General features: G+C 70.8%; 25 protein-coding genes and 1 pseudogene. 11 read left to right on the top strand and 15 right to left on the bottom strand.

What is annotated here, in order from left to right; translation table 11 throughout:
* The 3 genes and pseudogenes from H0X91_RS32585 to H0X91_RS32575 all read left to right on the top strand — a co-directional run.
* Positions 1-146: pseudogene (locus H0X91_RS32585) on the top strand (acetyl-CoA C-acetyltransferase); the annotation flags it as partial.
* A gap of 209 nt (positions 147-355) precedes the next feature.
* Positions 356-1099 (top strand): acetoacetyl-CoA reductase, encoded by a 744-nt coding sequence (phbB, locus tag H0X91_RS32580; protein ID WP_012492403.1) that lies wholly within the window; start codon positions 356-358, stop codon positions 1097-1099.
* 105 nt (positions 1100-1204) lie between these two features.
* On the top strand, positions 1205-1411 hold the full coding sequence (locus H0X91_RS32575; protein WP_196433695.1) for a hypothetical protein: 207 nt from the start codon (positions 1205-1207) through the stop codon (positions 1409-1411).
* Between the two features lie 112 nt (positions 1412-1523).
* Here the strand turns inward: H0X91_RS32575 and H0X91_RS32570 are convergent, their stop codons facing one another.
* The 10 genes from H0X91_RS32570 to H0X91_RS32525 form a co-directional block, all read right to left on the bottom strand.
* A complete protein-coding gene (locus tag H0X91_RS32570) occupies positions 1524-1853 on the bottom strand; it encodes a hypothetical protein (RefSeq protein ID WP_012492404.1) in 330 nt (109 codons plus the stop codon).
* Entirely contained in the window at positions 1850-2353 is a 504-nt protein-coding gene (locus H0X91_RS32565; protein WP_006481514.1) for a hotdog family protein, read from the bottom strand. Before H0X91_RS32565 ends, H0X91_RS32570 begins: the two co-directional genes overlap by 4 nt.
* Positions 2350-3168, bottom strand: coding sequence for a beta-ketoacyl synthase chain length factor (locus tag H0X91_RS32560; RefSeq protein WP_046337479.1), 819 nt, complete (start codon positions 3166-3168; stop codon positions 2350-2352). Before H0X91_RS32560 ends, H0X91_RS32565 begins: the two co-directional genes overlap by 4 nt.
* 8 nt (positions 3169-3176) lie before the next feature.
* Positions 3177-4400 (bottom strand): beta-ketoacyl-[acyl-carrier-protein] synthase family protein, encoded by a 1224-nt coding sequence (locus tag H0X91_RS32555; RefSeq protein ID WP_196433694.1) that lies wholly within the window; start codon positions 4398-4400, stop codon positions 3177-3179.
* 63 nt (positions 4401-4463) lie between these two features.
* On the bottom strand, positions 4464-5357 hold the full coding sequence (locus tag H0X91_RS32550) for a polysaccharide deacetylase family protein (protein WP_196433693.1): 894 nt from the start codon (positions 5355-5357) through the stop codon (positions 4464-4466).
* Positions 5354-7822 carry an MMPL family transporter gene (locus tag H0X91_RS32545; protein ID WP_196433692.1) on the bottom strand — a complete coding sequence of 823 codons (2469 nt, stop codon included), beginning with the start codon at positions 7820-7822 and terminating at the stop codon, positions 5354-5356. The genes H0X91_RS32550 and H0X91_RS32545 overlap by 4 nt, the downstream gene beginning before the upstream one ends.
* Positions 7822-8472 (bottom strand): outer membrane lipoprotein carrier protein LolA, encoded by a 651-nt coding sequence (locus H0X91_RS32540; RefSeq protein WP_196433691.1) that lies wholly within the window; start codon positions 8470-8472, stop codon positions 7822-7824. The genes H0X91_RS32545 and H0X91_RS32540 overlap by 1 nt, the downstream gene beginning before the upstream one ends.
* A complete protein-coding gene (locus H0X91_RS32535; protein ID WP_058901811.1) occupies positions 8469-9452 on the bottom strand; it encodes an LpxL/LpxP family acyltransferase in 984 nt (327 codons plus the stop codon). The genes H0X91_RS32540 and H0X91_RS32535 overlap by 4 nt, the downstream gene beginning before the upstream one ends.
* Positions 9449-11206 carry an acyl-CoA synthetase family protein gene (locus H0X91_RS32530; RefSeq protein ID WP_196433690.1) on the bottom strand — a complete coding sequence of 586 codons (1758 nt, stop codon included), beginning with the start codon at positions 11204-11206 and terminating at the stop codon, positions 9449-9451. Before H0X91_RS32530 ends, H0X91_RS32535 begins: the two co-directional genes overlap by 4 nt.
* Positions 11207-11265: 59 nt before the next feature.
* The gene (locus tag H0X91_RS32525) at positions 11266-11919 is read right to left on the bottom strand and encodes a hypothetical protein (RefSeq protein WP_196433689.1); all 654 of its coding nucleotides are present in this window, start codon (positions 11917-11919) and stop codon (positions 11266-11268) included.
* Between the two features lie 545 nt (positions 11920-12464).
* Between H0X91_RS32525 and H0X91_RS32520 the strand changes: the two genes are divergently transcribed.
* From H0X91_RS32520 to H0X91_RS32500, 5 genes are all read left to right on the top strand, one after another.
* Entirely contained in the window at positions 12465-12749 is a 285-nt protein-coding gene (locus H0X91_RS32520) for a phosphopantetheine-binding protein (protein WP_006490634.1), read from the top strand.
* A gap of 69 nt (positions 12750-12818) precedes the next feature.
* On the top strand, positions 12819-13535 hold the full coding sequence (gene fabG, locus H0X91_RS32515; RefSeq protein WP_006497407.1) for a 3-oxoacyl-ACP reductase FabG: 717 nt from the start codon (positions 12819-12821) through the stop codon (positions 13533-13535).
* 37 nt (positions 13536-13572) lie between these two features.
* The gene (locus H0X91_RS32510; protein ID WP_080323522.1) at positions 13573-14877 is read left to right on the top strand and encodes a chorismate transformation enzyme, FkbO/Hyg5 family; all 1305 of its coding nucleotides are present in this window, start codon (positions 13573-13575) and stop codon (positions 14875-14877) included.
* 125 nt (positions 14878-15002) lie between these two features.
* Positions 15003-15785, top strand: a complete 783-nt coding sequence (locus H0X91_RS32505; protein WP_196433688.1) for a glycosyltransferase family 2 protein — start codon at positions 15003-15005, stop codon at positions 15783-15785.
* A gap of 202 nt (positions 15786-15987) precedes the next feature.
* The gene (locus H0X91_RS32500; protein ID WP_006477817.1) at positions 15988-16749 is read left to right on the top strand and encodes a M48 family metalloprotease; all 762 of its coding nucleotides are present in this window, start codon (positions 15988-15990) and stop codon (positions 16747-16749) included.
* A 111-nt stretch (positions 16750-16860) separates the two neighbouring features.
* On the opposite strand, the gene H0X91_RS32495 is transcribed toward H0X91_RS32500, so the two are convergent.
* The 4 genes from H0X91_RS32495 to H0X91_RS32480 are packed head-to-tail and all read right to left on the bottom strand — an operon-like array spanning position 16861 to position 21571.
* The gene (locus H0X91_RS32495) at positions 16861-18561 is read right to left on the bottom strand and encodes a lactate permease LctP family transporter (protein ID WP_196433687.1); all 1701 of its coding nucleotides are present in this window, start codon (positions 18559-18561) and stop codon (positions 16861-16863) included.
* 48 nt (positions 18562-18609) lie between these two features.
* A complete protein-coding gene (locus H0X91_RS32490) occupies positions 18610-20055 on the bottom strand; it encodes a LutB/LldF family L-lactate oxidation iron-sulfur protein (protein ID WP_006488727.1) in 1446 nt (481 codons plus the stop codon).
* Positions 20052-20777, bottom strand: coding sequence for a LutC/YkgG family protein (locus H0X91_RS32485; protein ID WP_048987442.1), 726 nt, complete (start codon positions 20775-20777; stop codon positions 20052-20054). The genes H0X91_RS32490 and H0X91_RS32485 overlap by 4 nt, the downstream gene beginning before the upstream one ends.
* On the bottom strand, positions 20774-21571 hold the full coding sequence (locus tag H0X91_RS32480) for a (Fe-S)-binding protein (protein WP_058901806.1): 798 nt from the start codon (positions 21569-21571) through the stop codon (positions 20774-20776). The genes H0X91_RS32485 and H0X91_RS32480 overlap by 4 nt, the downstream gene beginning before the upstream one ends.
* A 128-nt stretch (positions 21572-21699) precedes the next feature.
* Between H0X91_RS32480 and H0X91_RS32475 the strand changes: the two genes are divergently transcribed.
* The 3 genes from H0X91_RS32475 (at position 21700) to H0X91_RS32465 (ending at position 25258) form a co-directional block, all read left to right on the top strand.
* Positions 21700-22416 carry a FadR/GntR family transcriptional regulator gene (locus H0X91_RS32475; RefSeq protein ID WP_012492411.1) on the top strand — a complete coding sequence of 239 codons (717 nt, stop codon included), beginning with the start codon at positions 21700-21702 and terminating at the stop codon, positions 22414-22416.
* A gap of 202 nt (positions 22417-22618) precedes the next feature.
* Positions 22619-24241 (top strand): phospholipase D family protein, encoded by a 1623-nt coding sequence (locus tag H0X91_RS32470; RefSeq protein ID WP_006497399.1) that lies wholly within the window; start codon positions 22619-22621, stop codon positions 24239-24241.
* A gap of 243 nt (positions 24242-24484) precedes the next feature.
* Complete coding sequence (locus H0X91_RS32465; RefSeq protein ID WP_006487919.1) at positions 24485-25258, top strand: class II aldolase/adducin family protein; 774 nt, start codon at positions 24485-24487, stop codon at positions 25256-25258.
* Positions 25259-25288: 30 nt separating this feature from the next.
* Here H0X91_RS32465 and H0X91_RS32460 read toward each other — a convergent pair whose 3' ends face one another.
* Positions 25289-26254 (bottom strand): hypothetical protein, encoded by a 966-nt coding sequence (locus tag H0X91_RS32460; protein ID WP_196433696.1) that lies wholly within the window; start codon positions 26252-26254, stop codon positions 25289-25291.
* Positions 26255-26259 lie beyond the last annotated feature (5 nt).

The raw sequence follows: 26259 nt of genomic DNA, 5'->3' as shown, positions 1-26259 counted from the left end.
CGATCGGTGCGTCGGGCTGCCGGATCCTGGTGACGCTGCTGCACGAGATGGTCAAGCGCGATGCGAAGCGCGGGCTGGCGTCGCTGTGCATCGGCGGCGGGATGGGCGTCGCGCTCGCGGTCGAGCGCGTCGGAGCAGCGGCCTGACGACACGGTTCGCTTGCGGCGTGGGCCAGTGCCGCGGGCGAGCCGGACGGTTTTCGCGCAACACAGGCAGTCAACAACAAAGCGCGGTGCCGATGCGCGACGCGTCCGCGAAGCGGGCGGGGGCTGCGCATCGAAGCGGTGGGGCGGCGGCATGTCCGATGCCGTCGCCCCGCCTTTCATCGATTACTTTTTTGTCGGTAATTCATAGTATGACTAAGCGAATTGCAGTTGTGACGGGTGGGATGGGCGGCCTCGGCGAAGCGGTCAGCATCAGGTTGAACGACGCGGGTCATCGGGTAGTCGTCACGTATTCGCCGAACAACACCGGCGCGGACCGCTGGCTGACCGAGATGCATGCGGCCGGCCGCGAATTCCATGCGTATCCGGTGGACGTGGCCGATCACGATTCATGCCAGCAATGCATCGAGAAGATCGTGCGGGACGTCGGCCCGGTCGACATTCTCGTGAACAATGCGGGCATCACGCGCGACATGACGCTGCGCAAGCTCGACAAGGTCAACTGGGATGCCGTGATCCGCACCAACCTCGACTCCGTGTTCAACATGACGAAGCCTGTCTGCGACGGCATGGTCGAGCGCGGCTGGGGCCGCATCGTCAACATCTCGTCGGTGAACGGCTCGAAGGGGTCGGTCGGCCAGACCAACTATGCGGCCGCGAAGGCCGGCATGCACGGCTTCACGAAATCGCTCGCGCTGGAGATCGCGCGCAAGGGCGTGACGGTGAACACGGTGTCGCCCGGCTATCTCGCGACGAAGATGGTCACCGCGATCCCGCAGGACATCCTCGACACGAAGATCCTCCCGCAGATTCCGGCGGGCCGGCTCGGCAAGCCCGAGGAAGTCGCGGCGCTGGTGGCCTATCTGTGCTCGGAGGAGGCCGGCTTCGTGACGGGCTCCAACATCGCGATCAACGGCGGTCAGCACATGCACTGACGCGCGGCGGCCCGCACGGCGTTCGCGCCCGGGCGGGCCGCGTTCCGCACCATTCCGTGCCGAAGCGGCAGGCGCGCCGCTTCGGCCTCGCATTCCGGAGAACGCATGGGCGACACCTGGATGGGACTCGTGATCGGCGGCTCGGCACTGGCCGTCGCGCTGACGATGGCGATCGCGCTCTACTGGCTCGAGCGGCGCCGCGCGCGGCTGCTGCGGAATTTCGATCATCGCGATTGCTGGCTCGTCGCGTACGGCAAGTGCTTCGCGCGCAGGCCGGCGCGGTCGTTGCGCCGCATGCGCGATGCACGCTGAGCGCGGCGCCGACGCGTCGCGATCGGTGAACGCTCGATCGGCGATCGATGGGCGATCGATGGGCTGTCACGCCCCGCGCGCATGCCGTCGGCCACGCGCGCGGGATGCGCGATCAGTCGTTCCTTTCGCTCTTTCCGGCAGACTCGCCCGAGTCGTTCTTGTGGAAGATCCGCTTCGTCGTGCGCTTGGTGGCTTCCCAGCCTTCGCGCGACGCATGCGCGACGCCGTGCCCGACCGCCTTCGCGGCGCTCGCGGTCGCGTGGCCGAAGCTGCGCGCCGCGTCGCCGGTCTTGTGCGCGGCTTCCTTCGAATCGCGCTTGATGTCCTGCTTCACTTCCGACATGTCCGCGTGGGCGAGCGGGCCGAGCAGCGCCAGAACGAGCGCGGCGCCAATGAACTGACGAACTTTCACGACCGGTTTCCTTGAGGTAAGCCTCTTCATCGAGGATTCGTGTTGCCGGCGGGCGCCGGTTGAAACGCGCCGGCGGCCGATGCGTCGAGCATCACCGCCGCGCGGCCGGACAGCAGCACGCGCTCGCCGCAGCGCAGCGCGAAGCCGTACAGCACCGAGCGGCCGTCGCCGCTCATGCGTTCCGCGTCGACGGTGAGCGGCTGCTCGAAGGTGTCGAGCCGGTCGACGAACGCGTCGACGTTGCGCACGCTCGCGAGATAGCCGGCGCGCGGGCGCGCCTCATGCGCACCGAGCAGCGCGCCGTGTACGGCCATCGCCTGCGCCGCGTACTCGATGCCGCAGACCGACGCGAGCCGCCCGTGCGCGCGCAGCGGGTTGTGCGGATCGCGGTGGCTCGTCGCGGTGCAGCGAATTCGTTCGGCATCCCACGCATCGACCGAATCGAGCACGCACATCGTGCCGGCGTGCGGAATGTGCGCGGCAATCCACGCGTGGTCGAGCGGCGCGGTCAATACGACCGTCGTGGTCATCGCGCGCGCTCCGCGAAAGAGTCGGGCATCGCGACGTCGACCTGCACGCGCGTATCGGCCAGGTAGTCGAGCACGACGCGCGTCGATTGCCGCGTGGCGAGCGCGTCAAGCAGCGGCAGCACGCGGGCGGCCGGATTGCCGGCGCGCAGTGCGTCGAGCTCGGCATGCGCGAGCGTCGTGGCGGGCGCATCGGTGAGCTGCACGTCGATGCGGGCGAGCGTGCGTTCGCTCGCTTCCGGCGCGAACACGAGCGCGACGCCGAACGCGTCGCCGATCGGCCGCACCGCACGCAGCGGTTCCGGATAGTCGGTGTCGTACGCGATCAGCAGGCTCGGCACGCGATCGACGACGACCTGGCACAGGCTTTCGAGCAGGCCGGCGGCAAAGCTGCCGTCGTGCGCGCACAGCACGTTCGACGTCGCCATCGCGCGGGTCGCGATGCTCCAGTAGCCGGCCGGGGCGTTGTGCACCGAGTTGTGGAAGCGGGTCGGCGACAGCTGGCGATCGTCGCCGGCCAGCGTTTCGCAGATCGCGTGGCAGTTCTGGCCGTCGCCGCCGGATGCGCTGAACACGGTCGCGAGCGTCGCGGCGTCGCGGCCGCTCGCGGCCACCGCCGCGTGGCCGACCGCGAGCGCGGCGCGCACGACGGGGCCCGTGCGACGCCGCTCGGCGGACGGCAGCCCGGCGGGCGGGGGCAGTTCGGTGCGGGCGGCCGCGTAGGGCGCGCGGCCCGCGAGCACGTCGGCCGCGTGCGGCCAGTCGGTCAATCCCGGCCCGACGAGGCCGATGCTCTCGATGAACGCGGTGAGTGTCATGGCGGGCCTCAACGGCGGGCGCGACCGGCCACGTGCCGGGCGCGGCCGAGGATCAGGCTGCAATTCGTGCCGCCGAAGCCGAACGAATTGGAGAGGACGGCGCGCACGCGCGTGTCGCGGCTCGCGAGCACGTAGTCGGCGACGAGCGCCGGGTCGGGCTGCGTCGTGTTGACGCCGGCCGGCACGAACTGCTCCTGCAGCGCGAGCGCGGCGACGATCGCCTCCAGCGCACCGGCCGCGCCCAGCGTGTGGCCGGTCGCGCCCTTCGTCGAGCTGCACGGCGTGCGGGCGAACAGCGCGCCGAGCGCGCGGCTTTCCGCTGCATCGTTGCTCGGGGTCGCGGTGCCGTGCAGGTTCACGTAGTCGATATCGTGCGCGCCGAGGCCGGCGGATGCGAGCGCCTGCTCGATCGCGGCGCGCGCGCCGAGCCCTTCCGGATGCGGCGACGACATGTGATGCGCATCGCTCGATTCTCCGATGCCGAGCAGCAGGATCGCGTCGTCGTCGAGCGCAGCGGGCGGGTCGGGCACACGTTCGACGAGCGCGAACGCGGCGGCCTCGCCGATCGAGATGCCGTCGCGTGCCGTGTCGAACGGCCGGCATGGCCGGCGCGACAGCAGTTCGAGCGAATTGAAGCCGTACAGCGTCGTCAGGCACAGCGAATCGACGCCGCCGACGACGGCCGCGTCGATCAGCCCGGCCTCGATCATGCGGCGCGCGGAGCCGAACGCCTTCGCGCCGGACGAACACGCGGACGAGATCGCCATCGCCGGCCCGCGCAGCGCGAAATACGCGCGCACGAACGCGGCCGGCGAATACGGGTTGTGCGTGTGCGCATAGCGGAAATCGGCCGGCAGCGCGCCGCTCGCCGGATCGCGGCGCTGGTACGCGCGTTCGGTTTCGAGGATGCCGGCCGTGCTCGTGCCGACGAACACGCCGATGCGTGCGGCGCCGTAGCGCGCAGCGGCCGCCGCGACGCGGGCGTCGAAGCCGTCCTGCGTCAGGCCGACTTGCGCGAGGCGGTTGTTGCGGCATTCGAAGTCGGCGAGATCGGCGCGCACGGGGTGCGCATCGACGCCGTCCACCGCGCCGATCCACGTGTCGAGATCCGCGCGCTCGAAGTTGCACGGCACGAGCCCGCCGCGGGCGCGGCGCAGCGCACCGAGGGTCGCGTCGAGGCCGCGGCCGATGCAGCTGGTGGCGGTGAAGTGCGAGAGCAGGAGAGGGTTCACGAGGGTCGCATCCGGTGGCCGGAACGGGCGCCGCAGCAGGGCTGGCAGGCGCGCCGTTCGCGGTCAGATTTTATCAAACGGGGGTGCCGGCACGCGCGGCTGGCCGGGCGGTTGGGGCGGTTCAGGCGCGAGCGCCGCGCGCAACGTGGTCCAGTGCAACTGCGCGTCGGCGGCCGCGCGCAGCACCGCGTGCAGCACGTCGAGCACGACCGGTTCGCCGCGCGCATCGCGTGCGGCATGACCGTCGTGGACCAGCAGGATGTCGCGCGCCTCGAGGCCGTGCAGCAGGCGGCGCGTGACGGTCGCGGCGTCGCGCGCCCGCGTGTCGAAGCCGCGCCGCGTCCAGCTCGCCAGTTGCAGCCCGAATTCGCACAGCACTGGTTCGAGAAACGGATTGCGCAGGCCGGCCGGCGCGCGGAAGAACAGCGGGCGCGTGCCGGCGATGTCGGTCAGCGTCTGCTGCGCGGCCGCGATCTCGCGCCGCAGCGCGGCCGGCCCCGACAGCGAGAACGTATGGCGGTGCCGCTGACTGTGGTTCTCCACCGCGTGACCACGCGCGACGATCGCCTCGATCCACCGCGGATGGCGGCGCGCGAGATCGCCGATGCAGAAGAACGTCGCACGCGCGTCGTAACGGTCGAGCAGGTCGAGCACGCGCGGTGTGACGTCCGGGTCCGGGCCGTCGTCGATCGTCAGCGCGATGCGGCGGCCCGCGCCGGCCGGCAGGCGCGTCCAGTTCGGGCCGAGCAGCGTGCTGCGCGGCCACAGGCCCGCCGCGGTCAGCGCGAGATGCGATGCGACCGCGCCACCGACGGCCCACGGCCACGTGGCCGGTTGCGCGACCACGGCGGCGGCCGCGCCCGCGTGCAGTGCCGCGGCGCCCGCGATCAGCGGCGTCGGCTTCCAGCGGCGTGCGTCGCCGGCGTGGCGCGGCGGCATGGACGACGACGCGTTCATGCGCGGCCTCCACGTTCACCATGACCGATCGTCGCCGCGGCGCGCGGCGCGAGAATCGCCGCGAACGCGAGCGCGAGCATCGCGCCGGGGCCGACGGTCAGCCCGAAGGTTTCGAGCAGCGGCACGCGCGACAGCGCGAGCAGCCCGAAGCCGGCGACCGTCGCGAGGTTCGCGATCAGCAGCGATACCAGCGTGTACGGCGTGACGGGCTGCGCATTCGCGCGCCGGCAGAAGAACAGCGCGTAGTTCGAGCCGACCGCGACGATCAGCAGCATCCCGACCAGGTGCAGGATCGTCAGTTGCACGCCGGCGAGCGCGAAGCCGGCCGTCACGACCAGCACGGCCGCGACGAGCGGCGCAAGGGCGCGCGCGGCGCGGCGCGGCGAGCGCAGCGCGATCAGCAGCAGCACGGCGATCGCGGCGAACCCCGCGAGCGACAGCCGGAGGTCCTCGTGCACGTAGCTCACGTACAGGCGATCGGCTTCGGCCTTCATGTCGACGAACAGCGCATCGGGCACGCCCGCGCGCGCGACGGCGGCGCGAATCGGCGTCGCGTCGAGGCTCGACGCCGGCTGCGCGGTGCGTGCGGCGTCCGGCGCACGCAGCGGCAGCATCGCGCTCCAGCGGCCGTCGCGTTCGGTCAGCAGCGCGTCGACGGCGAGCGCCATCGACGTGCCGTGCAGGTCCGCGCGCGTCAGCAGCGGCGCGTGACGCGCGGCGTCGACGTCGGTGAGGAACGGCGCGAACAGGTCGGGCTTCACCGCGATCGGCTGGTGGGCGACGGCATCGCGCATCCGCGCGGCAAGCGTGTTCGCATCCGGCAGGCTCGCCTGGCGGGCGCGCTGCGCGGCGTCGCTCGGCAGGTAGCGGGCCGGATTGTCGAAACCGCCGAGCGTGCCGCGCTCGACGAGCGGCTGCAATTGCGCGGCCACTTTTTCCGCGCCTTCGAGTGCGGCCTGTTCGGTCGGCGCGGTAATCACGACGAGGTAGCGCACGTCGGGCGCGCCGACGTCGGCGCGCAGCCGGGCGTCGAGCGCCTGCGCCGGTGCCGGTACGGGGCTGAGCGCGGCGAGCTCGCGGCTCCACAGGCCGTCGCGATGCAGCGCGAGCGTCGCGCAGGCGGCGACCACGAGCACCGCGAGCGGCCAGCGCAGCCGCGGCGCGGCGTCGGCCGCGCGCGCGAGCACGGCGCCGACGCGCGAGACGTCGCGGATCGCGACATGCTCGCCGCGCAGGTGCGGCAGCACGAAGCGCGTGACGAGCGCGGCGGCCGTCAGGCCGACGATCGAATACAGCCCGAGCTGCACGAGGCCCGGGAAGCCGGAGAACAGCATCGACGCGAACCCGCACACCGACGTCAGCACGCCGAGCCGGATCGTCGGCCAGTACGCGGCGACCCACGCGCGCGTCGCGTCGGCCGGGCGTGCCGTGCCGCGCGTGCCGGCCTGCGCCGATTGCACGAACAGGTAGATCGAATAGTCGACGGCTTCGCCGATCAGCGTCGTACCGAACCCGAGCGTCAGCCCGTGGACCGTGCCGAACGCGACGCTGACCGCCGCGATCCCGGCCGCGACGCCCGTCAGCACCGGCAGCAGGCCGAGCGCGAGCGTGCGCGGCGACCGGTACAGCGTGAGCAGCAGCGCGACGATCAGCACGACGCTCGCCGTCGACAGCCGCTCGACGTCGTGCCGGATCGTGTCGCGCGTGTCGACGGAGAACACGCCGGGGCCGGTCATCGCGAGCGTGGTGCCGGCCGCATTCGGCACGGCCTGCGTCGCGGCCACGAACGCGCGGCGCACGGCGTCGATCGCGCGGGCCTGCGCATCGGTATCGGAGCCGGCGGCGGCCGTCTGCACGACCAGCACCGCGCGCGTGCCGTCGCGCGACGCCCACACGCCGTCGCGGCTCGCCGGTTCGGCCGCGCTGTCGAGCCCATCGACGAGCGCGGCGACTTCGCCGGTCGGGTCGCGCGGCAGCATCGCCTTCGCGACGAGGCCGGCCGACGAACTCAGCAGGTCGAGGCTGTCGCCGAGCGCCTGGTGCAGGCCGTCGGCGCTGAAGCGCTGCGGCGTGACGGCCGGGCTCAGCAGGTAGCGATGAGCGAAGACGAATTGCCGGTCGCGCGCGTCGTTCGCGGCTTCGCCGTTGTGCACGGCCGCGAACCGCGGATCGGTGCGCAGCGTGCCGGCGACGCGCCGCGACAGCGCGGCGCGCGTGCCGGCATCGCCGCCGTCGATCGCGACGAGGATCAGGCGCGACACGATGCCGTCGCGCAACTGGTCGACGAGCACGCGCTGCCCGGCGCTCGGCGCATTCGGCAGGAACGCGGACAGGTCGGCCGTGAACTGCGCGCGCCCGATCGCGACGCCGCACGCGACGAGCGCGAGCAGCCACACGAGCACCGCGCGCTGCCGCCACGCGGGTGGGCGACGCGTGACGGGCGAGGGGCGCGTACGATCGTCCATCAGTTCGCGTGCGCCGCGACGGGTTGCAGGCGCATCACCGAACGATCGCCGTCGGCCTGCCGGATCGCGACGCTGCGCAACACGTCACGCGTGCCGTCGAGCGTGATCGTGCTGACGACCTTCAGCATCCGCGAGTCGAGCGGCGTGAGCGTCAGCGTCCAGTCGTCGCCGCGTCCGGCGAGGGCGACCTTGTACACCTGTTCGAGCGCGAAGCGGTTGCCGGCGAGCGTCGCGCGGATGCTGTCGATGAACGCGCCGAGTTCCGGATAGCGCGCGAGCGCGAGCGTGTATTTGCGGTTGTTGCGCTCGACGGTGAGCATCTCGCCGTCGACGACGAGGTGTTCGGGCGTCGGGCGCAGCGTGTGCTTTTCCAGATGATCCGGCGCGACGAACACCAGTTCGCCCGACGATTCGATCGGCTGCGTGGCGATCGACAGGGTCTTCGTCTCGGTGAAGGTCGCGCGGCCCGACTTGTGCTGCGCGAGCGTCGACATCAGCCGGTCGAGGGTCCAGGCCGTTCCGGTATCGGCCGCGTGCGCGGGCACGGCCAGCGCGATCGCGGCGGCGGTGGCGGTGGCGGCGATCACGCGGATAACACCGGCGATGCGGGGCGACGAAAACGGGAGCAGGCAGCGGCGAACGGCGGTCATGCGTCGGAATCCCTCGTGGCGGGCAGGTCGGCGCCGGCGTGCGCCGCCTCGCGGCGCGCGGGTGCGGCCACGGCATCGCCGCCTTGCCAGAAATCGAAATAGTTGAACCAGTTGTACGGCGCCGCGCGGCAGTACCGGTCGAGCAGCGCGACGTAGCGCGCGAGCGCCGCGTCGACCGCCGCCGCGCGCGCATCGCGCCGCACGTCGGAGAAATCGGCGAGCGTCTCGAAGTGCACATCGTAGCGGTTGCCGTCGCGATAGAGGCCCGTCATGAAGATCACCGGGCGCTTCAGCATCGCGGCCATGTAAAGCGGCCCGAGCGGGAACGCGGCCGGCGCGCCGAGCAGCGGCACGCGCCGCAGCGACGCGGCCGCGTCGTCGAGCAGCGTGCGGTCGGCGAGCATGCCGACCATGCAGTTCGCGTCGAGGCGCTCGCGTACCTTCAGCATCGAGTCGACCTGGCCGAGCGGAATCACCTCCGGCTGCGCGGCCGGGTTCACCGCCGCGAGCGTCGCGTTGATCTTGCGCGCGTTCTTCTCGTACATCGTGACGACCACGCGCAGGTCCGGATGCGTGCGGCCGATCGCGCGCACGACTTCGAAGCTGCCGAGATGCGCGCCCATCAGGAACGCGCCACGTCCGCCCGCGAGCGCATCGTCGACGAGCGTTTCGCCGTGCAGCCGGATGTCGAACAGGTCGAAGCGCCCGTTCATCAGATACACGCGATCGTGGATCGTCGCCGCGAACGTGAACACGTGCCGATAGACGTCGCGCCAGCGCGCGGGGCGCCCGAGCACGCGGCGCAGGTAGTCGCGCGACGCCGCGCACGCGGCCGGCGAGAACAGCACGAAATACGTCGCGATCAGGTGCAGCACGATACGCGCGCGCGGCCGGCCGAAGCGCAGCGAGATCCACGTCATCACGCGCAGCAAGCCCGCGTTGCTGCGCTCCTGGCGTTCGGCCCATGCGGTGCGCTTCATGGCTGCGCGCCATCCTGCACGGACGGTGGTGCTGACAGCACGCCGGTCGCGACCTCGCGCGACCCGGTGCGCACCGTGAAACGGATCGCGCCGCTGGCCGCCGCGTCGTACGCGAGATCGAGCGGTTCGCCGGGCGCGACCGGGCTCAGGAATTTCGCGGACCCGAGCCGCCACGCATGCAGCGGACGGTTCATCGCCGCGCCGATCATGTGGATCGCGTGATCGAGCAGCACGACGCCCGGCACGACCGGATGGCCGGGGAAGTGGCCGGGCAGCGCGGGGTGGTCGGCGGCAATCGTGAACGCGAGCGCGGACGAGGGCGTGCGGGCCGGGTCGCGCCCGGCCGGCGGCGTGGGCGTCGCGCCCGAGGCACGCGCATGTTGCGCCACGAGCGCCGCCAGCACGTCGCGCGGCAGCTTGCCCGTTTCGTTGCGCGGCAGCGCATCGACGAACACGAGCGGGCGCGGCATGAACGCCGGATCGATCCGCTCGCGCAGCGCGCGTTGCAGATCGGCGGCCGAGAGCGTCGGCGCGACGACCAGCGCGACGAGCCGCGTGATCGGCTCGAGGGTGGTGTCGCCGTGCGCCGGCGTGGCTTCGTCCGGCATGAAGAACACGCCGTCGACCACCTCCGCGATCGCGTTGAGCTGATGGTTCAGGTACGCGAGCGACGTGCGCTTGCCGGCGATGTTGACGAGGTCGGCCTTGCGGCCGTGCAGCAGGAACCGGCCGTCGCCGAGCAGTTCGAGCGCATCGCCCATCGGCACGGGCGCCTCGACGTGCCCGCCCGATACCCACACGGTCGGCCCGCTGTCGTCGCCGTCCGGTGCGTCGCGGGCATCGAGCCGGATGTCCGGGAACCGTTCCCACGCCGCGCCTTGCGACGTGCGACGGGTCGCGATCTGGCCGGTCTCGGTGCTGCCGTAGATCTCGACGAGCGGCGCGTCGAGCGCGGCCTCGGCTTCGCACGCGAGCTTTTCCGACAGCGGCGCGGTGGCCGACAGCACCAGCGCCGCGCGCGGCAGCGCATGGCCGGCGGACAGCAGCGCGCGCAGGTGGATCGGCGACGTGACGAGCACGCGCGGCTGCGGGAGCGCGTCGAGTTCGTCGCGAATGTCGCTCGGGTAGAACGGCTGGCGGTTGCTGAACGCGAGGCCGCCGATCAGCGCGAGCAGCACCGTCGACTCGAAACCGTACATGTGTTGCGCGGGCACCGTGCCGATCAGCGTCGCCGCACGGCCGTCGAGCAGCCCGAGCCGCTCGGCCGCCGCGCGCACGCAGCCGACCAGGAAGCCCCAGGTCTTGCGGTGCGGCACCGGCGCGCCGGTCGAGCCGGACGTGAACACGTAGGCCATGATCCGCGCCGCGTCGATTTGCGGGACGGCGAACGGCGCATCGGCCGCCGGTTTGCCCGGCGCGGCGTCGGGATACGCGAAGCGCGGCAGGTCGATCGCGCAGTCGGGCGCATCGTGCAGGCAGAACGCATCGGGCGCGAACGACGCGAGCTGGCGGACCATTTCCGGCGTGTGCGTCGACGGCAGCAGGCTGATCTTGCCGGCGACGAGCGCCGCGCACAGGCTGACCGCGAAGCGATAGCGGTCGCGGCACACGTTGAACACGTGGCCGCCGGCGGGCAGCGCGGCGGCCACGCGCGCGACGTCGGCGACGAACGCGCGCACGGTGACGGGCGAGCCGTCGCGCCAGGCGATCGTCCGGTCGGGCGAGGAATGGAATACCAGCGGGTGAGTCGGCATAAATCGGTCAAGACGGGAACGAAGGCCGGCGCGGCCACGCAGCCGCGCCGGTCATGAATTCATCGCGAGGCCTGCGATGCGTGGGTCGACGCGCGATACGCGCGCACCGCGTCGACCATTCGCGGCTGCGGCTCGTGCGGCAGCGCGACACGCCGGCACGCATGCTCGGCGGCGAACATCACGGCGACGAGCGGCAGCGACAGGTAGTTCGCGAAAGTCGACCACGTGACGATCGGCGCGGTCGCGAACAGCAGCGTCGACACGGCGGCGGTCGCGACGAAGAACAGCGTCCACGCGAGCGTGATCCGGCGCGTGTAGCGCGCGACGGCCGGCGTGACGGTGCCGTGGATCATCGCGGCGAAGCGGGTGCACAGCGGCACGTCGCCGGCCACGAGCGTGCGGCCGAACAGCAGCGCCATCGCGACGTTGAAGCTCGCGTGCTCCAGATACAGGCCCCATTCGAAGTGCTGCGCGAGCGGCGCGCGCGCGGCCCACAACGCGGCGGCGGCCAGCAGCCATGCCGGCACGAGCCACGCGCGCCGCGGCGAGCGCAGCGCCACGCCGAGCGCGAGCAGCAGCGGCGGCACGAGCGCCATCGCGAGGCCGACGCCGTGCGCGCCCGGTGTCGCGCTCGCGTAGTGCGCGCCAATCTGGTACGCGGCCACGGTGCCGACCGCTGCGACGCCGCGCACGACGGGCAGCAGCCGGCTCATCGACGGCCTCCGGGCGCACGGCGCGCGCACCGGCCGGCGGCCGGGCTGCGGCGGCTGACGGGCGGGCGAACCGGAACGGGGCGCAAGGGCGGACGTGGCATCACTGGAAACATCGGGCGGATCGTGGCCGGACGCGGGGTCGGGCCGTCAAACATCATATGAATGGCGGCCGGGACGCGAGTCCGGGCCGATGGTCGGGCACGCTCATTTTAGGGCCGCGGCGGGGCGGCTTCGGGCCGCCCGCGACCGGGTTTTGTAACCGATTGTATGGCACCGGGCGAACGGTTTCGCGGGGTCGGTCCATTTCCATCCAAAGCGGCTCAAGCGTCTCGTCCATTCCCGTGCGCAACGGGCCGCGGCGCCGGCTAGCGAGTCTGTAACCATTCGCGGTATACGACCCGATACCCATCGTCTAGAATCCGCGTAACTTTTACAAACGATCCCCACATGACGCAGGCGGGGAAGCCGGCAGACGCCGGAGGGACGGAGATTTGCACGCGCCGGGCGTGCACGACGGTTGCCGTTTCCGGGCGCCTCCCGCTGCCATGGGCCGCCTGCCCGCACGCATGATGAACGCACTGGAACAAGAGCTCGCCACGCTGATCATCGGCGAACTGAATCTCGAAGACGTCCCGCTCGAAACAGTGACGGCCGACACCCCGCTGTATGGCGAAGGTTTCGGGCTCGACTCCATCGACATCCTGGAAATCGCGCTGCTGATCTCGAAGAAATACGGCTTCGAACTGCGCTCGGACAATCCGGACAACCAGACGATCTTTGCGACGCTCGGTGCGCTGGCTGCCTACGTCGCCGCGCATCGCACGAAGTGACGGCGTCGCTCGGCGGACGATGCGCGACGGCATCGATCGAGGGGAAAACGCGATGAACGGAGCAAGGCGATGCGGGCGCTCGTGACGGGCGGCAGCGGTGTGCTGGGGCAGGCGATCTGCACGGCGCTCGCGCAGGCCGGCCATGAAGTGTGGGTGCATGCGAACCGCCATCTCGCGCAGGCGGAGGCGGTCGCGCAGCAGATCGTCGCGGCCGGCGGCGCCGCGCACGCGATCGCGTTCGACGTGACCGACGCCGACGCGACGCTCGCCGCGCTGCAGCCGTTCATCGACGATGCGCCGGTGCAGATCCTCGTCAACAACGCTGGCATCCACGACGACGCGCCGATGGCCGGCATGTCGCGCCGGCAATGGCACAGCGTGATCGACGTGACGCTCAACGGCTTTTTCAACGTCACGCAGCCGTTGCTGCTGCCGATGATCCGCACGCGGCGCGGACGGATCGTCAACATCGCATCGGTGGCCGGCGTGACGGGCAATCGCGGGCAGGCCAACTACGCGGCCGCGAAGGCGGGGCTGATCGGCGCGACGAAGTCGCTGTCGCTGGAGCTCGCGTCGCGCGGCATCACCGTGAACGCGGTGGCGCCGGGCATCATCGCGTCGCCGATGGCCGAACAGGCGTTTCCCGCCGAACGCATCAAGCAGCTCGTGCCCGCGCAGCGCGCGGGCCGGCCCGACGAAGTCGCGGCGATGGTCGCGTATCTCGTGTCCGACGCCGCGGCCTATGTGACGGGGCAGGTGTTGTCCGTCAACGGCGGGCTCGCATGACGAAGCGCGCCGCGTGGGCCTGACGTAACGCAACGCGGTGCAGGGCTGCGTGATCGCGCGGCCCGTGCCGCATCGTGAGGAAATCGAAGTGTCCGTGCATTCAGTCGACGCCGAACGGCGTCCGTGTCCGATGTTGCCCGCCGCCGCGCCTGCGGCCGCGCCGTTCGCGCACGGCGGCGACCGCGCGCTGCGGCTCGTCCAGGCGAGCCATGCGCGGCTCGTCGCGCTGCTGCACGATGCGTGCGGCCGGGATGACGGATTCGATCGCGTGTTTCCCGGCGCGCTGGGCGCGGTGTGCATCGGCGCGGCGGGAACACCGGACGCATCGCGCGCGGCCGCCATGGCGCGGATGCTGACCGATGCCGCGCCCGGCCTGCCGGTCGCACCGGTACAGATGGCGCTGCTCGGCGCCGACGTCGCACCGGACGATGCGGTCTGCGAAGTGTGGCAATGCGATGCGCACGACGTGCGCAGCGAGCGGCGCGGTGCGCTGCACTACCGCTACAGCGAAGCGGCGGGGCTCGTGTTCGGCAGCCTCGTCGTGCACGAGACGGACGCGGCGGACGACGCGCCGCGCGACGGCGGCACGCCGCTCGAACGCGCGACGTTCGACGCGTACCGCGCGCTGTTCGAGCTGCTCGATACGCTGGGCATCCCGCATCCGCTGCGGATCTGGAACACCGTGCCGGCAATCAATGCGGTGCAGTTCGGGATCGAGCGCTATCGTCAGTTCAATATCGGCCGTCAGCAGGCGTTCGACGCGTGCCGCCGCGCACTGACGGGCGGCGTGCCGGCCGCGTGCGCGCTCGGCTCGGTCGTGCCGGTCGCCGGCGATGCGTCGCCGGCCGCGCCGCTCGCGATCCATTTCCTCGCGAGCCGCACGCCGGCCGATTCCATCGAGAATCCGCGCCAGGTGAGCGCCTATCACTATCCGGCGCAGTACGGCCCGCGCGCGCCGACGTTCGCGCGCGCCGCCGCGTGGGCCGACGGCGACGCGACGCCGGTGCTGTTCGTCTCGGGCACCGCGAGCATCGTCGGGCACCGCACCGTGCATCGCGGCGACGTCGTCGCGCAGACGCGCGAGACGGTCGCGAACCTCGCGGCGGTGCTCGAGCAGGCCGCGCGGCAGGGGCACGGCCCGTTCTCGCTCGCGGACCTCGGCTATCGCGTCTACGTGCGCGATGCAGGCGACCCCGCGGCGCTGGCCGCGATCGGCCGCGTGCTGCGCGAGGCCGCCGGTCCTCACGTGCGGCCGCTGTTCGTGCATGCGGACGTGTGCCGCGACGACCTGCTGGTCGAGATCGAGGCCAGCGCCGGTCATGCGATGGAGTGGCTGTCATGAAGCGCGAGAGCCTCACGATCCGGCCACCGGTCGGGCAGGCGGCCGGGGTCGACGAAGCGTGCCGGCGTTCGTCGGCCGGTCATACACTTTTGTCAGGATCCCCGTCTTCGTCATCGGCTGTTTCCATGTTCAAGCTGCACGCGTCGCCCACTCATCTCGTCCTGATTCCGAGCTACAACCCGGGCGCCAAGGTCGACACGACCGTGCGCCATGCGCGCGCGCAGTGGAACCCGGTGTGGGTCGTCGTCGACGGCAGCACCGACGGCAGCGCCGAACGGCTGCAGGCGATGGCCGAGCGCGATCCCGGCTTGCGCGTGATCGTGCTGCCGGAGAATCGCGGCAAGGGCGCCGCGGTGCACGCGGGGCTCGACGCGGCGGCCGCGAGCGGCTTCACGCACGTGCTGACGATGGATTCCGACGGCCAGCATCCGGCCGACCTGATTCCCGCCTTCATGGCGGCATCGCAGGCCGCGCCCGATGCGATGGTGCTCGGCGTGCCGAAGTTCGACGCGAGCGCGCCGCAGTTGCGCGTGCAGGGGCGCCGGCTGTCGAACGCGTGGGCCGACCTCGAGACGCTGTGGGCCGGGATCGGCGATTCGCTGTACGGTTTTCGCGTGTATCCGGTCGCGCCGCTGGCGGCGATCATGCGGCGCCAGCCGTGGATGCGCGGCTTCGACTTCGATCCCGAAGCCGCCGTGCGGCTGTGCTGGGCCGGCGTGCGGCCGATCCGCATCGACGCGCCGGTGCGCTATTTCGGCCGGGACGAAGGCGGCGTGTCGCACTTTCACTACGGCCGCGACAACGCGCTGCTCGCGTGGATGCACCTGCGCCTGTTCGCCGGCTTCGCGATGCGGCTGCCGATGCTGGTCGCCCGGCGTCTGACGCGGCGGCGCGACCAGACGGCCTGAGCGAAGAGCCGGCCGTTTCCTTCGCGGTCGCCGCCCCGCGTGCGGCGATTACCCTGCTTTTCGTCGCCAATCCGGTGCCGGATCGCCGCGTCATGTCAATCCAACGAGTAATGAACGTGTCATCCGATGTAAACATCTGGTAATTTTCTGCCGGATTATGCAAAATCGCCGCTCCCAAATACAACTATCGAGGGATTCCGGGATGCAACTCAAGAAAGCGGTGGCGGCGTGTGGCGTGGCGTTCCTGTTGAGCGCATGCGGCGGGGTACAGAGCCTTGACGCGAACAGCCTGACGTCGGCGGGGACCAACCTGTACAAGGCAGCGACGCTGTCGGACAGCGACATCGCCGCGCTGTCGAACGAATCGTGCAAGTCGAGCGACGCCGAATCGAAGATCGCGCCGGCGAACAGCGCCTACGCGAAGCGCCTGACGAAGGTGATGAAGGGCTTCGGCGACATGACGCTGAACGGCCAGAAAATCAACTACAAGGTCTACCTGACCAAGGACGTCAACGCGTGGGCGATGGGCAACGGCTGCGTGCGCGTGTACAGCGGCCTGATGGACATGATGAACGACGACGAGCTGCGCGGCGTGATCGGCCATGAAATGGGCCACGTCGCACTCGGCCACTCGAAGAAGGCGATGCAGACCGCATACGCGGTGAGCGCGGCGCGCAGCGCGGCCGGCGCGGCCTCGCCGGGCGTGGCGGCACTGTCGAGTTCGCAGCTCGGCGACATCACCGAGAAGTTCATCAACGCGCAGTTCTCGCAGTCGCAGGAAAGCGCGGCCGACGACTACTCGTTCGACCTGATGAAGCAGAAGGGCATGAGCCAGAAGGGCCTCGTCACCGGCTTCCAGAAGCTCGCGCAGATGGACGGCGGCCAGAGCTCGATGATGAGCTCGCACCCGTCGTCGGCGAGCCGCGCGCAGCACATCCAGGATCGCATCGCGAAGGGCAGCTGATCGCGCGGCGGAGCGCCGGCCGTTCGCGCCGGCGATCGGCAAGCGACATGAAAAACCCCACGCTCGTGGTTCGGGCGTGGGGTTTTGTTTTGGGCCGTGCCTGCGCGCCGCTTACGGCACCATCCCCGGCAGCACGTACGCCTGCACGAGCGTGATCAGCCCGACGATCACCGCGAACAGCAGGCTGTGCCGCACCGTGAAGCGGAACAGCTCGGATTCCTTGCCGACGAGGCCCGTCGCCGCGCACGCGACCGCGATCGATTGCGGCGAGATCATCTTCGCGGTCACGCCGCCCGTCGTGTTCGCGGCGACCGCGAGCGTCTCCGGCACGCCGAGCTGATGGGCGGTGGCCTGCTGCAGCGAGCAGAACAGCGCGTTCGACGACGTGTCCGAGCCGGTCAGGAACACGCCGAGCCAGCCGAGGAACGGCGAGAAGAACGGGAACGCGGCGCCGGTCCCGGCCAGCATCAGCGCGAGCGTCGACGACATCCCCGAGTAGTTCGCGACGAACGCGAACGCGAGCACGAGGCCGATCGACAGGATCGGGCGCGTCAGTTCCTTCAGCGTCTCGCCGAACGTGACGCAGGCGTCGCGCGGCTTCATCCGCAACAGCGCCATCGAGATCAGCGCGGTCACGAGAATCGCGCTGCCGACCGCCGACACGAGATCGATCTTCAGCACCGCGTCGAGCGCCTTCGGCGTCGCGGCGATCGGCGCGGTCTTCACGACGAGCTGGTCGAGCCCGGCCACGTGAAATTTCAGCACGGTCGACGCGAGCGCGCCGTGCGCGGCGAACAGCGCCTTGAACGGTGCGATGCTCCACACGGTGACGACGGCCGTCAGGATCAGGAACGGCGACCACGCGCGCACGGTCTGCGCGAGCGTGTACGGCGACGGCTGGCGGCTCGTGCCGGAGCCGTTGCCGCCTGTACCGAACCCCGCGAGCGCCGCACCGCCGCCGGACGCGACGATGCTGCCCGCCGTCTGCTTCGCGCGGCTCGGCTGCCAGACCTTCAGGAACGCGGCGAGCGCGACGAGGCTGACGAGCGACGACGTGATGTCCGGTAGCTCGGGCCCGATGTGGTTCGACGTGAAGTACTGCGTCACCGCGAAGCTGCCGCCCGCCACGAGCGCGGCGGGCCAGGTCTGCCGCACGCCGCGCAGCCCGTCCATCATGAACACGAGCCAGAACGGCACCGCGAGCGACAGCAGCGGCAACTGGCGGCCGGCCATCGCGCCGATGTGGAACGCATCGATGCCCGTCACCTGCCCGGCGACGATGATCGGGATGCCCATCGCGCCGAACGCGACCGGCGCGGTATTCGCGATCAGGCACAGCCCGGCCGCGTGCAGCGGCTTGAAGCCGAGGCCGACGAGCAGCGCGGCGGTGATCGCGACGGGCGCGCCGAAGCCGGCCGCGCCTTCGAGGAACGCGCCGAACGAGAAGCCGATCAGCAGCATTTGCAGGCGTTGGTCGTCGGTGATCGACAGCACGGACGCACGGATGATGTCGAACTGGCCGGTCTTCACGACGATCTTGTACAGGAACACGGCCGCGACGATGATCCACGCGATCGGCCACAGGCCGTACGCGAAGCCGAAGCCGCCGGCCGCGAGCGCCTGCGGCACGGGCATCCCGTACGCGAGAATCGCGACGCCGAGCGACAGCAGCAGCGTGATCGCGGCCGCGACGTGGCCCTTCATCCGCAGCGCGGCTAGCGCGACGAAAAAGAAGATGATCGGAATCGCGGCGACGAACGCCGACAGCCCGAGGCTGCCGAGCGGGGTGTAGATCTGGTGCCAAACCTGCATGGGTGTCTCCTCCATGGATTTATCGGGGTACGGGTTTGAAAGCGGGTGCTATTCGGGCTGGCCGCGTGCGCGCAGCAGGTCGGACAGGCTGCGCGGCGCCGGTTCGAGCGGCGTGCGGTGCTGCGTCCAGCCCATCTGTTTCGCGGGCGTCAGCGCGCGCAGGCGCGTCGCGGTCCAGCGGAAGGCGCGGTACGCACGCGGATGCGCGAACGCACCCGACCAGAAGCGCCACACGAGTTCTTCCGCGCGGTGGTAGTTCGCGCCCTGGCCGCGCAACGGATGCGCGACCGGCTCGTCGGGCTTGCGGTTCGCTTCGGTGCGCAGCCGCACGAGCAGTTGCGGGATCGGGATCCGCACCGGGCACACCTCGCCGCAGGCGCCGCACAGCGTCGACGCGGTCGGCAGGTCGGCCGTCGCGTCGAGGCCGAGCAGGTGCGGCGAGATGATCTTGCCGATCGGGCCCGGGTAGGTCGTGCCATACGCGTGGCCGCCGATGCGCGTATAGACGGGGCAGTGATTCATGCACGCGCCGCAGCGGATGCACTGCAGCGTCGCGCGCAGTTGTTCGTCCGCGTACGCCTGCGTGCGGCCGTTGTCGAGCAGCACGAGATGCAGCTCGCGCGGGCCGTCGCGTTCGCCGTCGCGGCGCGGGCCGGAGATCAGGTTGAAGTAGGTCGTGATCGCCTGGCCGGTGGCCGAGCGCGTGAGCAGGCTCGACAGCGGCACGATGTGCTCGAGCTTCTCGACGACCTTCTCGATTCCCATGATCGCCACGTGCGTGTCGGGCACCGTCGTCGACAGGCGGCCGTTGCCTTCGTTCTCGACGAGCCACAGCGTGCCCGTGTCGGCGGCCGCGAAGTTCACGCCCGACAGGCCGATGTCGGCCTCGGCGAACGCACGGCGCAGCGCGCGCCGGCCGGTCTGGATCAGTTCGTCGACGTCTTCCGTGTAGCGCGTGCCGGGCAGGTGCGCCGCGAACAGTTCGGCGATGTCGCCGCGGGTCTTGTGGATCGCCGGCATCACGATATGCGACGGCTTTTCGCCCGCGAGCTGCACGATGAATTCGCCCATGTCGGATTCGATGCAGTCGACGCCGTGCTCCGCGAGGTAATGGTTCAGCTCGATTTCCTCGCTCGCCATCGACTTGCCCTTGATCACGCGGCGCGCCTTCTTTGCCTGCGCGATGCCGAGCACGATCGCGTTCGCGTCGGCGGCGGTCTCGGCCCAGTGCACGTGCACGCCGGCTTCGGTGAGCTTCGTCTCCAGCCGTTCGAGCAGCACGGGCAGTTGCGCGAGCGCATGCTGCCGCACGGCTTCGCCGAGATCGCGCAACCGTTGCAGCTCGGTGTCGTCGGGGAACTGCGTCGCACGCTTGCCCTGCAGGAAGTCCATCGCGCCGCGAAAGCTCTGGCGCAGCGCCGGATCGTCGAGCGCGGCGCGCGCACGGGTCTTGAAGTCGCCGGGGGCGACGAATTGCAGCGGGTGGTTGCTCATCGCGGCAGGTCCTCACAGGCGGGGGCGGCCGGCGGCGCGGCCGAATCGGTGACGATCACGACCCACAGGCGGCGCGGGCCGTGTGCGCCATAGGCGAGCGTCTGCTGGATGTCGGACGTCTTCGACGGGCCCGATACCAGCACGAGGTTGGTCGGCATGCCGGCTTGCCAGCGTTCCGCGTGCACGGCGGCGTGCAGGTCCGCATGCACCGTGTTCGCGTGAACGAGCGCGATGTGCAGCGGCGGCACCAGCGACACCGTGCGCGGCGTGCCGGCATCGGGCGCGAGCACGACGGTGCCGGTGGCCGCGATGCCCGAGCGCGCGACGGTGAAGCCGGCGTCGATCGTGTCGAACAGTTCGGCCTTCCATGCGTCGATCGGCCGGTCGAACGGTACGGGTGCGACCGTCTCGGGCAGCGCGCGGGCGAGCGCCGCGGATTCGGCGCGGGCCGGGTCGAGCAGCAGGCGGCGCACGCCGGCGTCGGCGAGCCGCGCGGCCAGCTGCGCGGGCCATGCGTCGGCGCTCGCGCACCAGACGTCCGCGTGCGAGGCGGCGAGCGCGGTCTGCATCGTCTGCGCGAGCGCCAGAGGATCGGGCGCGACCCGCGTACGCCGTGCCGCGTAGTGTGAGTCGATGCGCGCGTCGAGTGCAGCGGCCGCGTTCGTCGCGACATCCGGGGCGGCTGCGCGCAGCCGCGCGAGGATCGCGTTGCGCGCGCTCATTGCGACTCTCCGCGCAGCGAGCCGGCGCCGGCCGTGCGGCGCCACAGGAAGCTCGCGAGATGTTCGACCGGCAGCGGCGCGCCGGCCTTGGCCGCGGCGTGGCCGATGTTCAGCAGGCAGCCGCAGTCGGCGGACACGAGCCGGTCGCAGCCGGTCGCGCAGGCCGACGCGACCTTGTCGCGCACCATCGCGCCGGAGATGTCCGGATGCTTCAGCGAGAACGTGCCGCCGAAGCCGCAGCATTCGGACTCGCGTTCGTGTTCGATGCGCGTCACACCCGGCAGCGCGTCGACGAGCGCGACGCCGTGCACGCGCGTGCCCATCTCGCGCCGCGCCGCGCACGACGTGTGCAGCACGACGCGTTCGTCGGGCCCGGCGCCGGTCGCGATCGCGTCGAGCCGGACGTCGAGCACGTGGACGAGGAATTCGGCGAGTTCGTAGGTCCGCTCCGCGATCGCGCGCGCCTTCGGGCCGTGAACGGGATCGTCGGCGAACAGCGCCGGCCAGTGGTGCCGGATCATGCCCGCGCACGAGCCGGACGGCACGATCACCGGCCACGGTTGCGCGAACAGGTCGAGCTGCGCGGCCGCGACGCGGCGCGCTTCGTCGGGGTTGCCGCTGCTGTAGGCCGGTTGCCCGCAGCAGCTCTGGCCGCGTGGATAGTGGACCGTCAGGCCCTCGCGTTCCAGCAGGCGGACCGCGTCGAGCCCCGCTTCGGGGACGAACAGGTCGACCAGGCAGGTCGCGAACAGATAGACGTGCGCGGGGGCGGTGGGGTACGGCCTTGGGTTCATGTCTCGCTCCAGAGGCGACGGCCCGGCATGCGGAGCGTCGATTTCGCTGCATAATTCCCGCGTCCGCGCCGTAGCTCAAATTGGTTGGGCCAATCGGCGCGGCACGCATTCCGCGGGGAGACGCGACGATGGCAGCGATGACGGCACGGGGCCGGACCGAAGTGGTGATGCGCAAGATCGAGACGGCGCTGCTCGACGGCACGTGGCCGGCCGGCGCGCGGCTGCCGGCCGAGCGCGTGCTCGCGCAGCAGTACGGTGTCGCGCGCAATACGGTGCGCGAGGCGACCCAGCGGCTCGTCGCGCGCGGGCTGCTGCAGAGCCGGCGCGGCGCGGGCGTCTACGCGACGGACCAGTTGCGCGCCGGCATCGCGTCGCCGTGGGGCCAGCTGGTCGCCGATCATCCGGCGCTGCGCGACGACATCCTCGAATTCCGCCGCGTGCTGGAAGGGGCGACCGCCTATTTCGCCGCGCTGCGGGCCGATGCGAACGACCGGCGCCGGATCCGCGCGCTGCTGCGCGAGCTCGAAACCGCGCACGCGAACGACGACGCGGCCGTCGAGGCCGCGACCGACGCGAAGCTGCACGAGGCGATCGCGCTCGCGTCGCACAACACGATGTTCCTGCACCTGCATACGAGCGTGATCGGAATGTTGCGCGAGCACATTTCGATCAACGTGGCCGGGATGACGATGGAGGACGAGCAGGCATCCGAGTTGCTCTTGCTGCAGCACCGGGTCGTGTGCGAGGCGATCTGCGCGCAGCGGCCCGAAGAGGCGCGCACCGCGATGCAGACGCATATCGACTACGTGCGCAGCCATTTCGAACGCAGCGGCGATACGTCGTGAGATTGGTCGGACCAGTGACGGCGGCAGCCCGCGCGGCGGCCGGTCGCGCATCGCGCGCCACCCTGCCCGGCGCGCGGTGCGGCTGCGCGGCCCGCGCGATTGACCGGTTCGTCGGGCGCCTACTAGAATCGACCGGAACCGCTTGTCAGCCGCGCGCCGCGGCGATGACGTGCCCATTGATCCGACTGTCGAGGAAGCTTCCGTGCTCACGTCCTTGATCCGGCGCGCACCGGTCGCGCTGTCGTGGCGCGCCGCCTGCCGCCAGGCCCGCGCGCTAGTCGTCTGCGCGCTGCTGCCGCTCGCCGCGTGCGCGACGCATCCGCCCGCCACCTCGCTCGATCGCCCGGTCTCCCACGCGTTGTCCGCCGATACCGCGACGCCGCTGCGCGATGCGCTGGCCGCGCCGGAAGCCGCGCATCCGGGGCAGTCGGGCTTCCGGCTGCTCGCCGACGGCGCCATCGCGTTGCAGATGCGCATCGCGCTCGCGCGAGCGGCGACGAAGACGCTCGACATGCAGTACTACATCGCGACCGAGGATACGACCGGCAAGCTGCTGCTCGGCGCCGCGCTGTACGCGGCCGATCGCGGCGTACGCGTGCGGATGCTGGTCGACGACCTGAACTTCGACGATATCGACCGCGTGATGGCCGCGCTGAATACGCACCGGAACATCGAGATCCGCGTGTTCAACCCGTTCGGCGCGTCGCAGCGCGGCATGGTCGAGCGCACGACCAACTTCTTCACGCGGATCGACAGCTTCACGCGCCGGATGCACAACAAGGCGATGATCGCCGACAACCAGATCGCGATCGTCGGCGGCCGCAATCTCGGCGACGAATACTTCAGCGCGAGCCCGACGCTGCAGTTCCGCGATCTCGACGTGCTCGCGGCCGGCCCGGTGACGAACGACATCTCGAAGAGCTTCGACGACTACTGGGCGAGCGCGAGCAGCTATCCGTTGCGCGTGCTCAATCATCAGACGTTCGATCCGAAGGATCTCGACGCGATGCGCGACGAGCTGCGCGACCACTGGCGCAAGAACGCCGATCCGTACAACGCGAAACCGCTGAACGCGACGCCGCTCGCCCGGCAGATCGCGCGCGACGAACTCGAGCTCGTGTGGGCGCCGGCCGAATTCGAGGTCGATGCGCCGGACAAGGTCGCGCGGCCGACCGGCACCTACGTGAGCCCGCCGATGCAGCGCCTGGCCGAGCTGACGCGCGGCGCGCAGAAGGAATTCCTCGCGTTCTCGCCGTACTTCGTGCCGCACGACGCCGGCGTGAAGATCCTCGGCGACACGACCGCGCGCGGCGTGCGCGTCGCGATCGTCACGAATTCGCTCGCGGCGACCGACGCGGTCGCGGTGCAGGCCGGCTATGCGCCGTATCGCGTGCCGTTGCTGCAGCGCGGCGTCGAGCTGTACGAGTTCAAGTCGCAGCCGGACCAGCAGCCCGCGCGGCTGTTCGGTTCGCGCTCGCGCGCGAGCCTTCATGCGAAGGCGTACGTGATCGACCGGCAAATCCTCGTGATCGGCTCGCTGAACCTCGACCCGCGTTCCGCGTACCTGAATACCGAGCTCGCGCTCGTGATCCACAGCCCGGTGCTCGCGCAGCAAGCCGCGGCGATCTTCGCGCGCGTGACGCAGCCGGACGAAAGCTACCGCGTCACGCTCGCGAAGCGGACCGACGGCAGCCCGCCCGCGCTCGAATGGACGGGCACCGACGGCGGCCAGCCCACCACCTATCACGTCGACCCGCATGCGGGGCTGCTGCGCAACGTGATGACGGGCATCTTCACGCTGCTGCCGGTCGACGACCAGTTGTAAGGGCGGGAACGGCTCCGGCAAAACCCGCGATACCGGTGCGCGGGGAAAGGTGATATGGTTGTGTGCGCAACGATATGTGAATCGTGAGGGCGCCGCCGGTCCGCTCGCACCATGCGGGCCGGAACGCGCCGAACGGCGTGCCGCCGCACGGGCGTGTACGCACCGCGCGCGGCGCCGGCACACGATGGACGATGCGCGCCGCCATTCGCCCCGGGGCCGCGCGCCCCGCAACCGGAGTTCCTCATGCAACGTGTACCGAACCAGCCGTTCACGCGTCCCGCGCGCTTCTCCGAAGCCGAATGGCAGGCGCGGGTGCAGCTCGCGGCCGCCTACCGCATCTTCGATCATCTCGGCTGGACCGAACTGATCTACAACCATATCTCGCTGCGCGTGCCGGGCGAGGACGGACATTTCCTGATCAACCCGTTCGGGCTCCATTACCGCGAGGTGTGCGCGTCGAATCTCGTGAAGATCGACATCGACGGCAATGTGATCGGTCACTCCGACTGGCCGATCAATCCGGCCGGCTTCACGTTCCACAGCGCGATCCATGCGGCGCTGCCCGATGCGCACTGCGTGATGCACGTGCACACGACGCCGACGATGGCCGTGTGCTGTTCGCGCGACGGGCTGTCGTTCTCGAATTTCTATTCGGCGCAGCTGTACGGGAAGATCGCGTATCACGACTTCGAAGGCATCACCGTGCATCTCGAGGAAGGCCGGCGCATCGTCGGGAGTGCGGGCGGGCGGCCCGTGCTGCTGTTGCGCAACCACGGACCGGTGACGATCGGTGCGACGCTCGCGCAGACGTTTTCGCTGATGTGGCTGCTCAACCGCGCATGCGAGGTGCAGGTCGCGACGCATGCGATCGGCGACGCATTGCCGATCGCGCCGCCGGTGCTCGAAGGGTGCGTGCGCGATTCGCTGAATTTCGATCCGAAGCATGGCGCGGGACAGGACGCGTTCGACGCGCTGCAGCGTATCGTCGACCGGATCGATCCGGGCTACCGCGCGTGACGCGGGCGGTAGCCTGATGAGGGTGCCGGGCTAGAACCGGTAGCCGACGCCGGCCTGGATCACGTCGGTGTCGCGGTCGTAGCGCGTGACCACGCGGTTCCAGGTGACGCGCGTGAGCCAGCGGTCGGAGATCCGGTAACTGGCCGAGATCGACACGATGCCGGAGAACCGGCCGTCACCCGGGCCCGGCTGGCCTTCGCGGTTGCGCTGGTTGACGGTGAAATACGCGCCGGCGCCGGCCGACAGCGTGACCTTGTCGTTCAGGAACGCGCGCGTGAGCCACAGCTCGGACGCGATGCCGTTGCGGCGAACCGACTGCTTCGCGCCTTCGTACATCCACGTCGCGGTCCAGTCGAGCGAACGCGTGAGGCCGCGCCGGTATTCGATGCTGCCGCCGAGCGTCGACGGCGACGAGCGGCTGTTCAGAATCGTCTCGCCGAGCATCGCCGTGACTTCGTTGTGCGTGACCTTGCGCGTGCGCGGCAACGCGGTGTCGCGCGGGCCCGGCGTGTCGGGCGCATCGAGCTGATAGCCGACGCCGAACATCACCGACGTCGTGTCGGGCCCGCCGAACACCTGCGCGCGGTTGACCTGAAGCTGCGCGATCCAGCGGTGCGACGTGTAGTACGCGGCGCGCACGCTCATCAGCACGCCCCAGCCATGCGTATTCGAGTAGCCGCGGCCTTCGGCGGCCGGCACCGTGTCGAAGTAGCGATACGGGCCCGCGCCGGCCGACAGCACCAGGCGGCGGTTCGCGAGCGGCACGCGGCCCCAGAACTGCACTGCCTGGCCGTCGCGGTGATGATTCGGAATGTGCCCTTCGTTGTACCACGTGAAGCCGAGCGCGGTATGCGGGCTCAAGCCTTCCTGGTAATCGAACGCCCAGGAATACGTGCGTTGGCCGCCGCCCCACAGCGGGCCGGTGAACAGCGCGAATTCCTGTGCGTCGACGGGCGCGCCGTAGAGCGCGGCGACGGAGCAGAGACCGGCCACCAGCGGGC

This window comes from Burkholderia sp. 9777_1386 (assembly GCF_015712265.1).
Taxonomy (GTDB): domain Bacteria; phylum Pseudomonadota; class Gammaproteobacteria; order Burkholderiales; family Burkholderiaceae; genus Burkholderia; species Burkholderia cenocepacia.
Note: the sequence above shows the minus strand (reverse complement) of the source record. Positions and strands in the feature narration are given on the sequence as shown.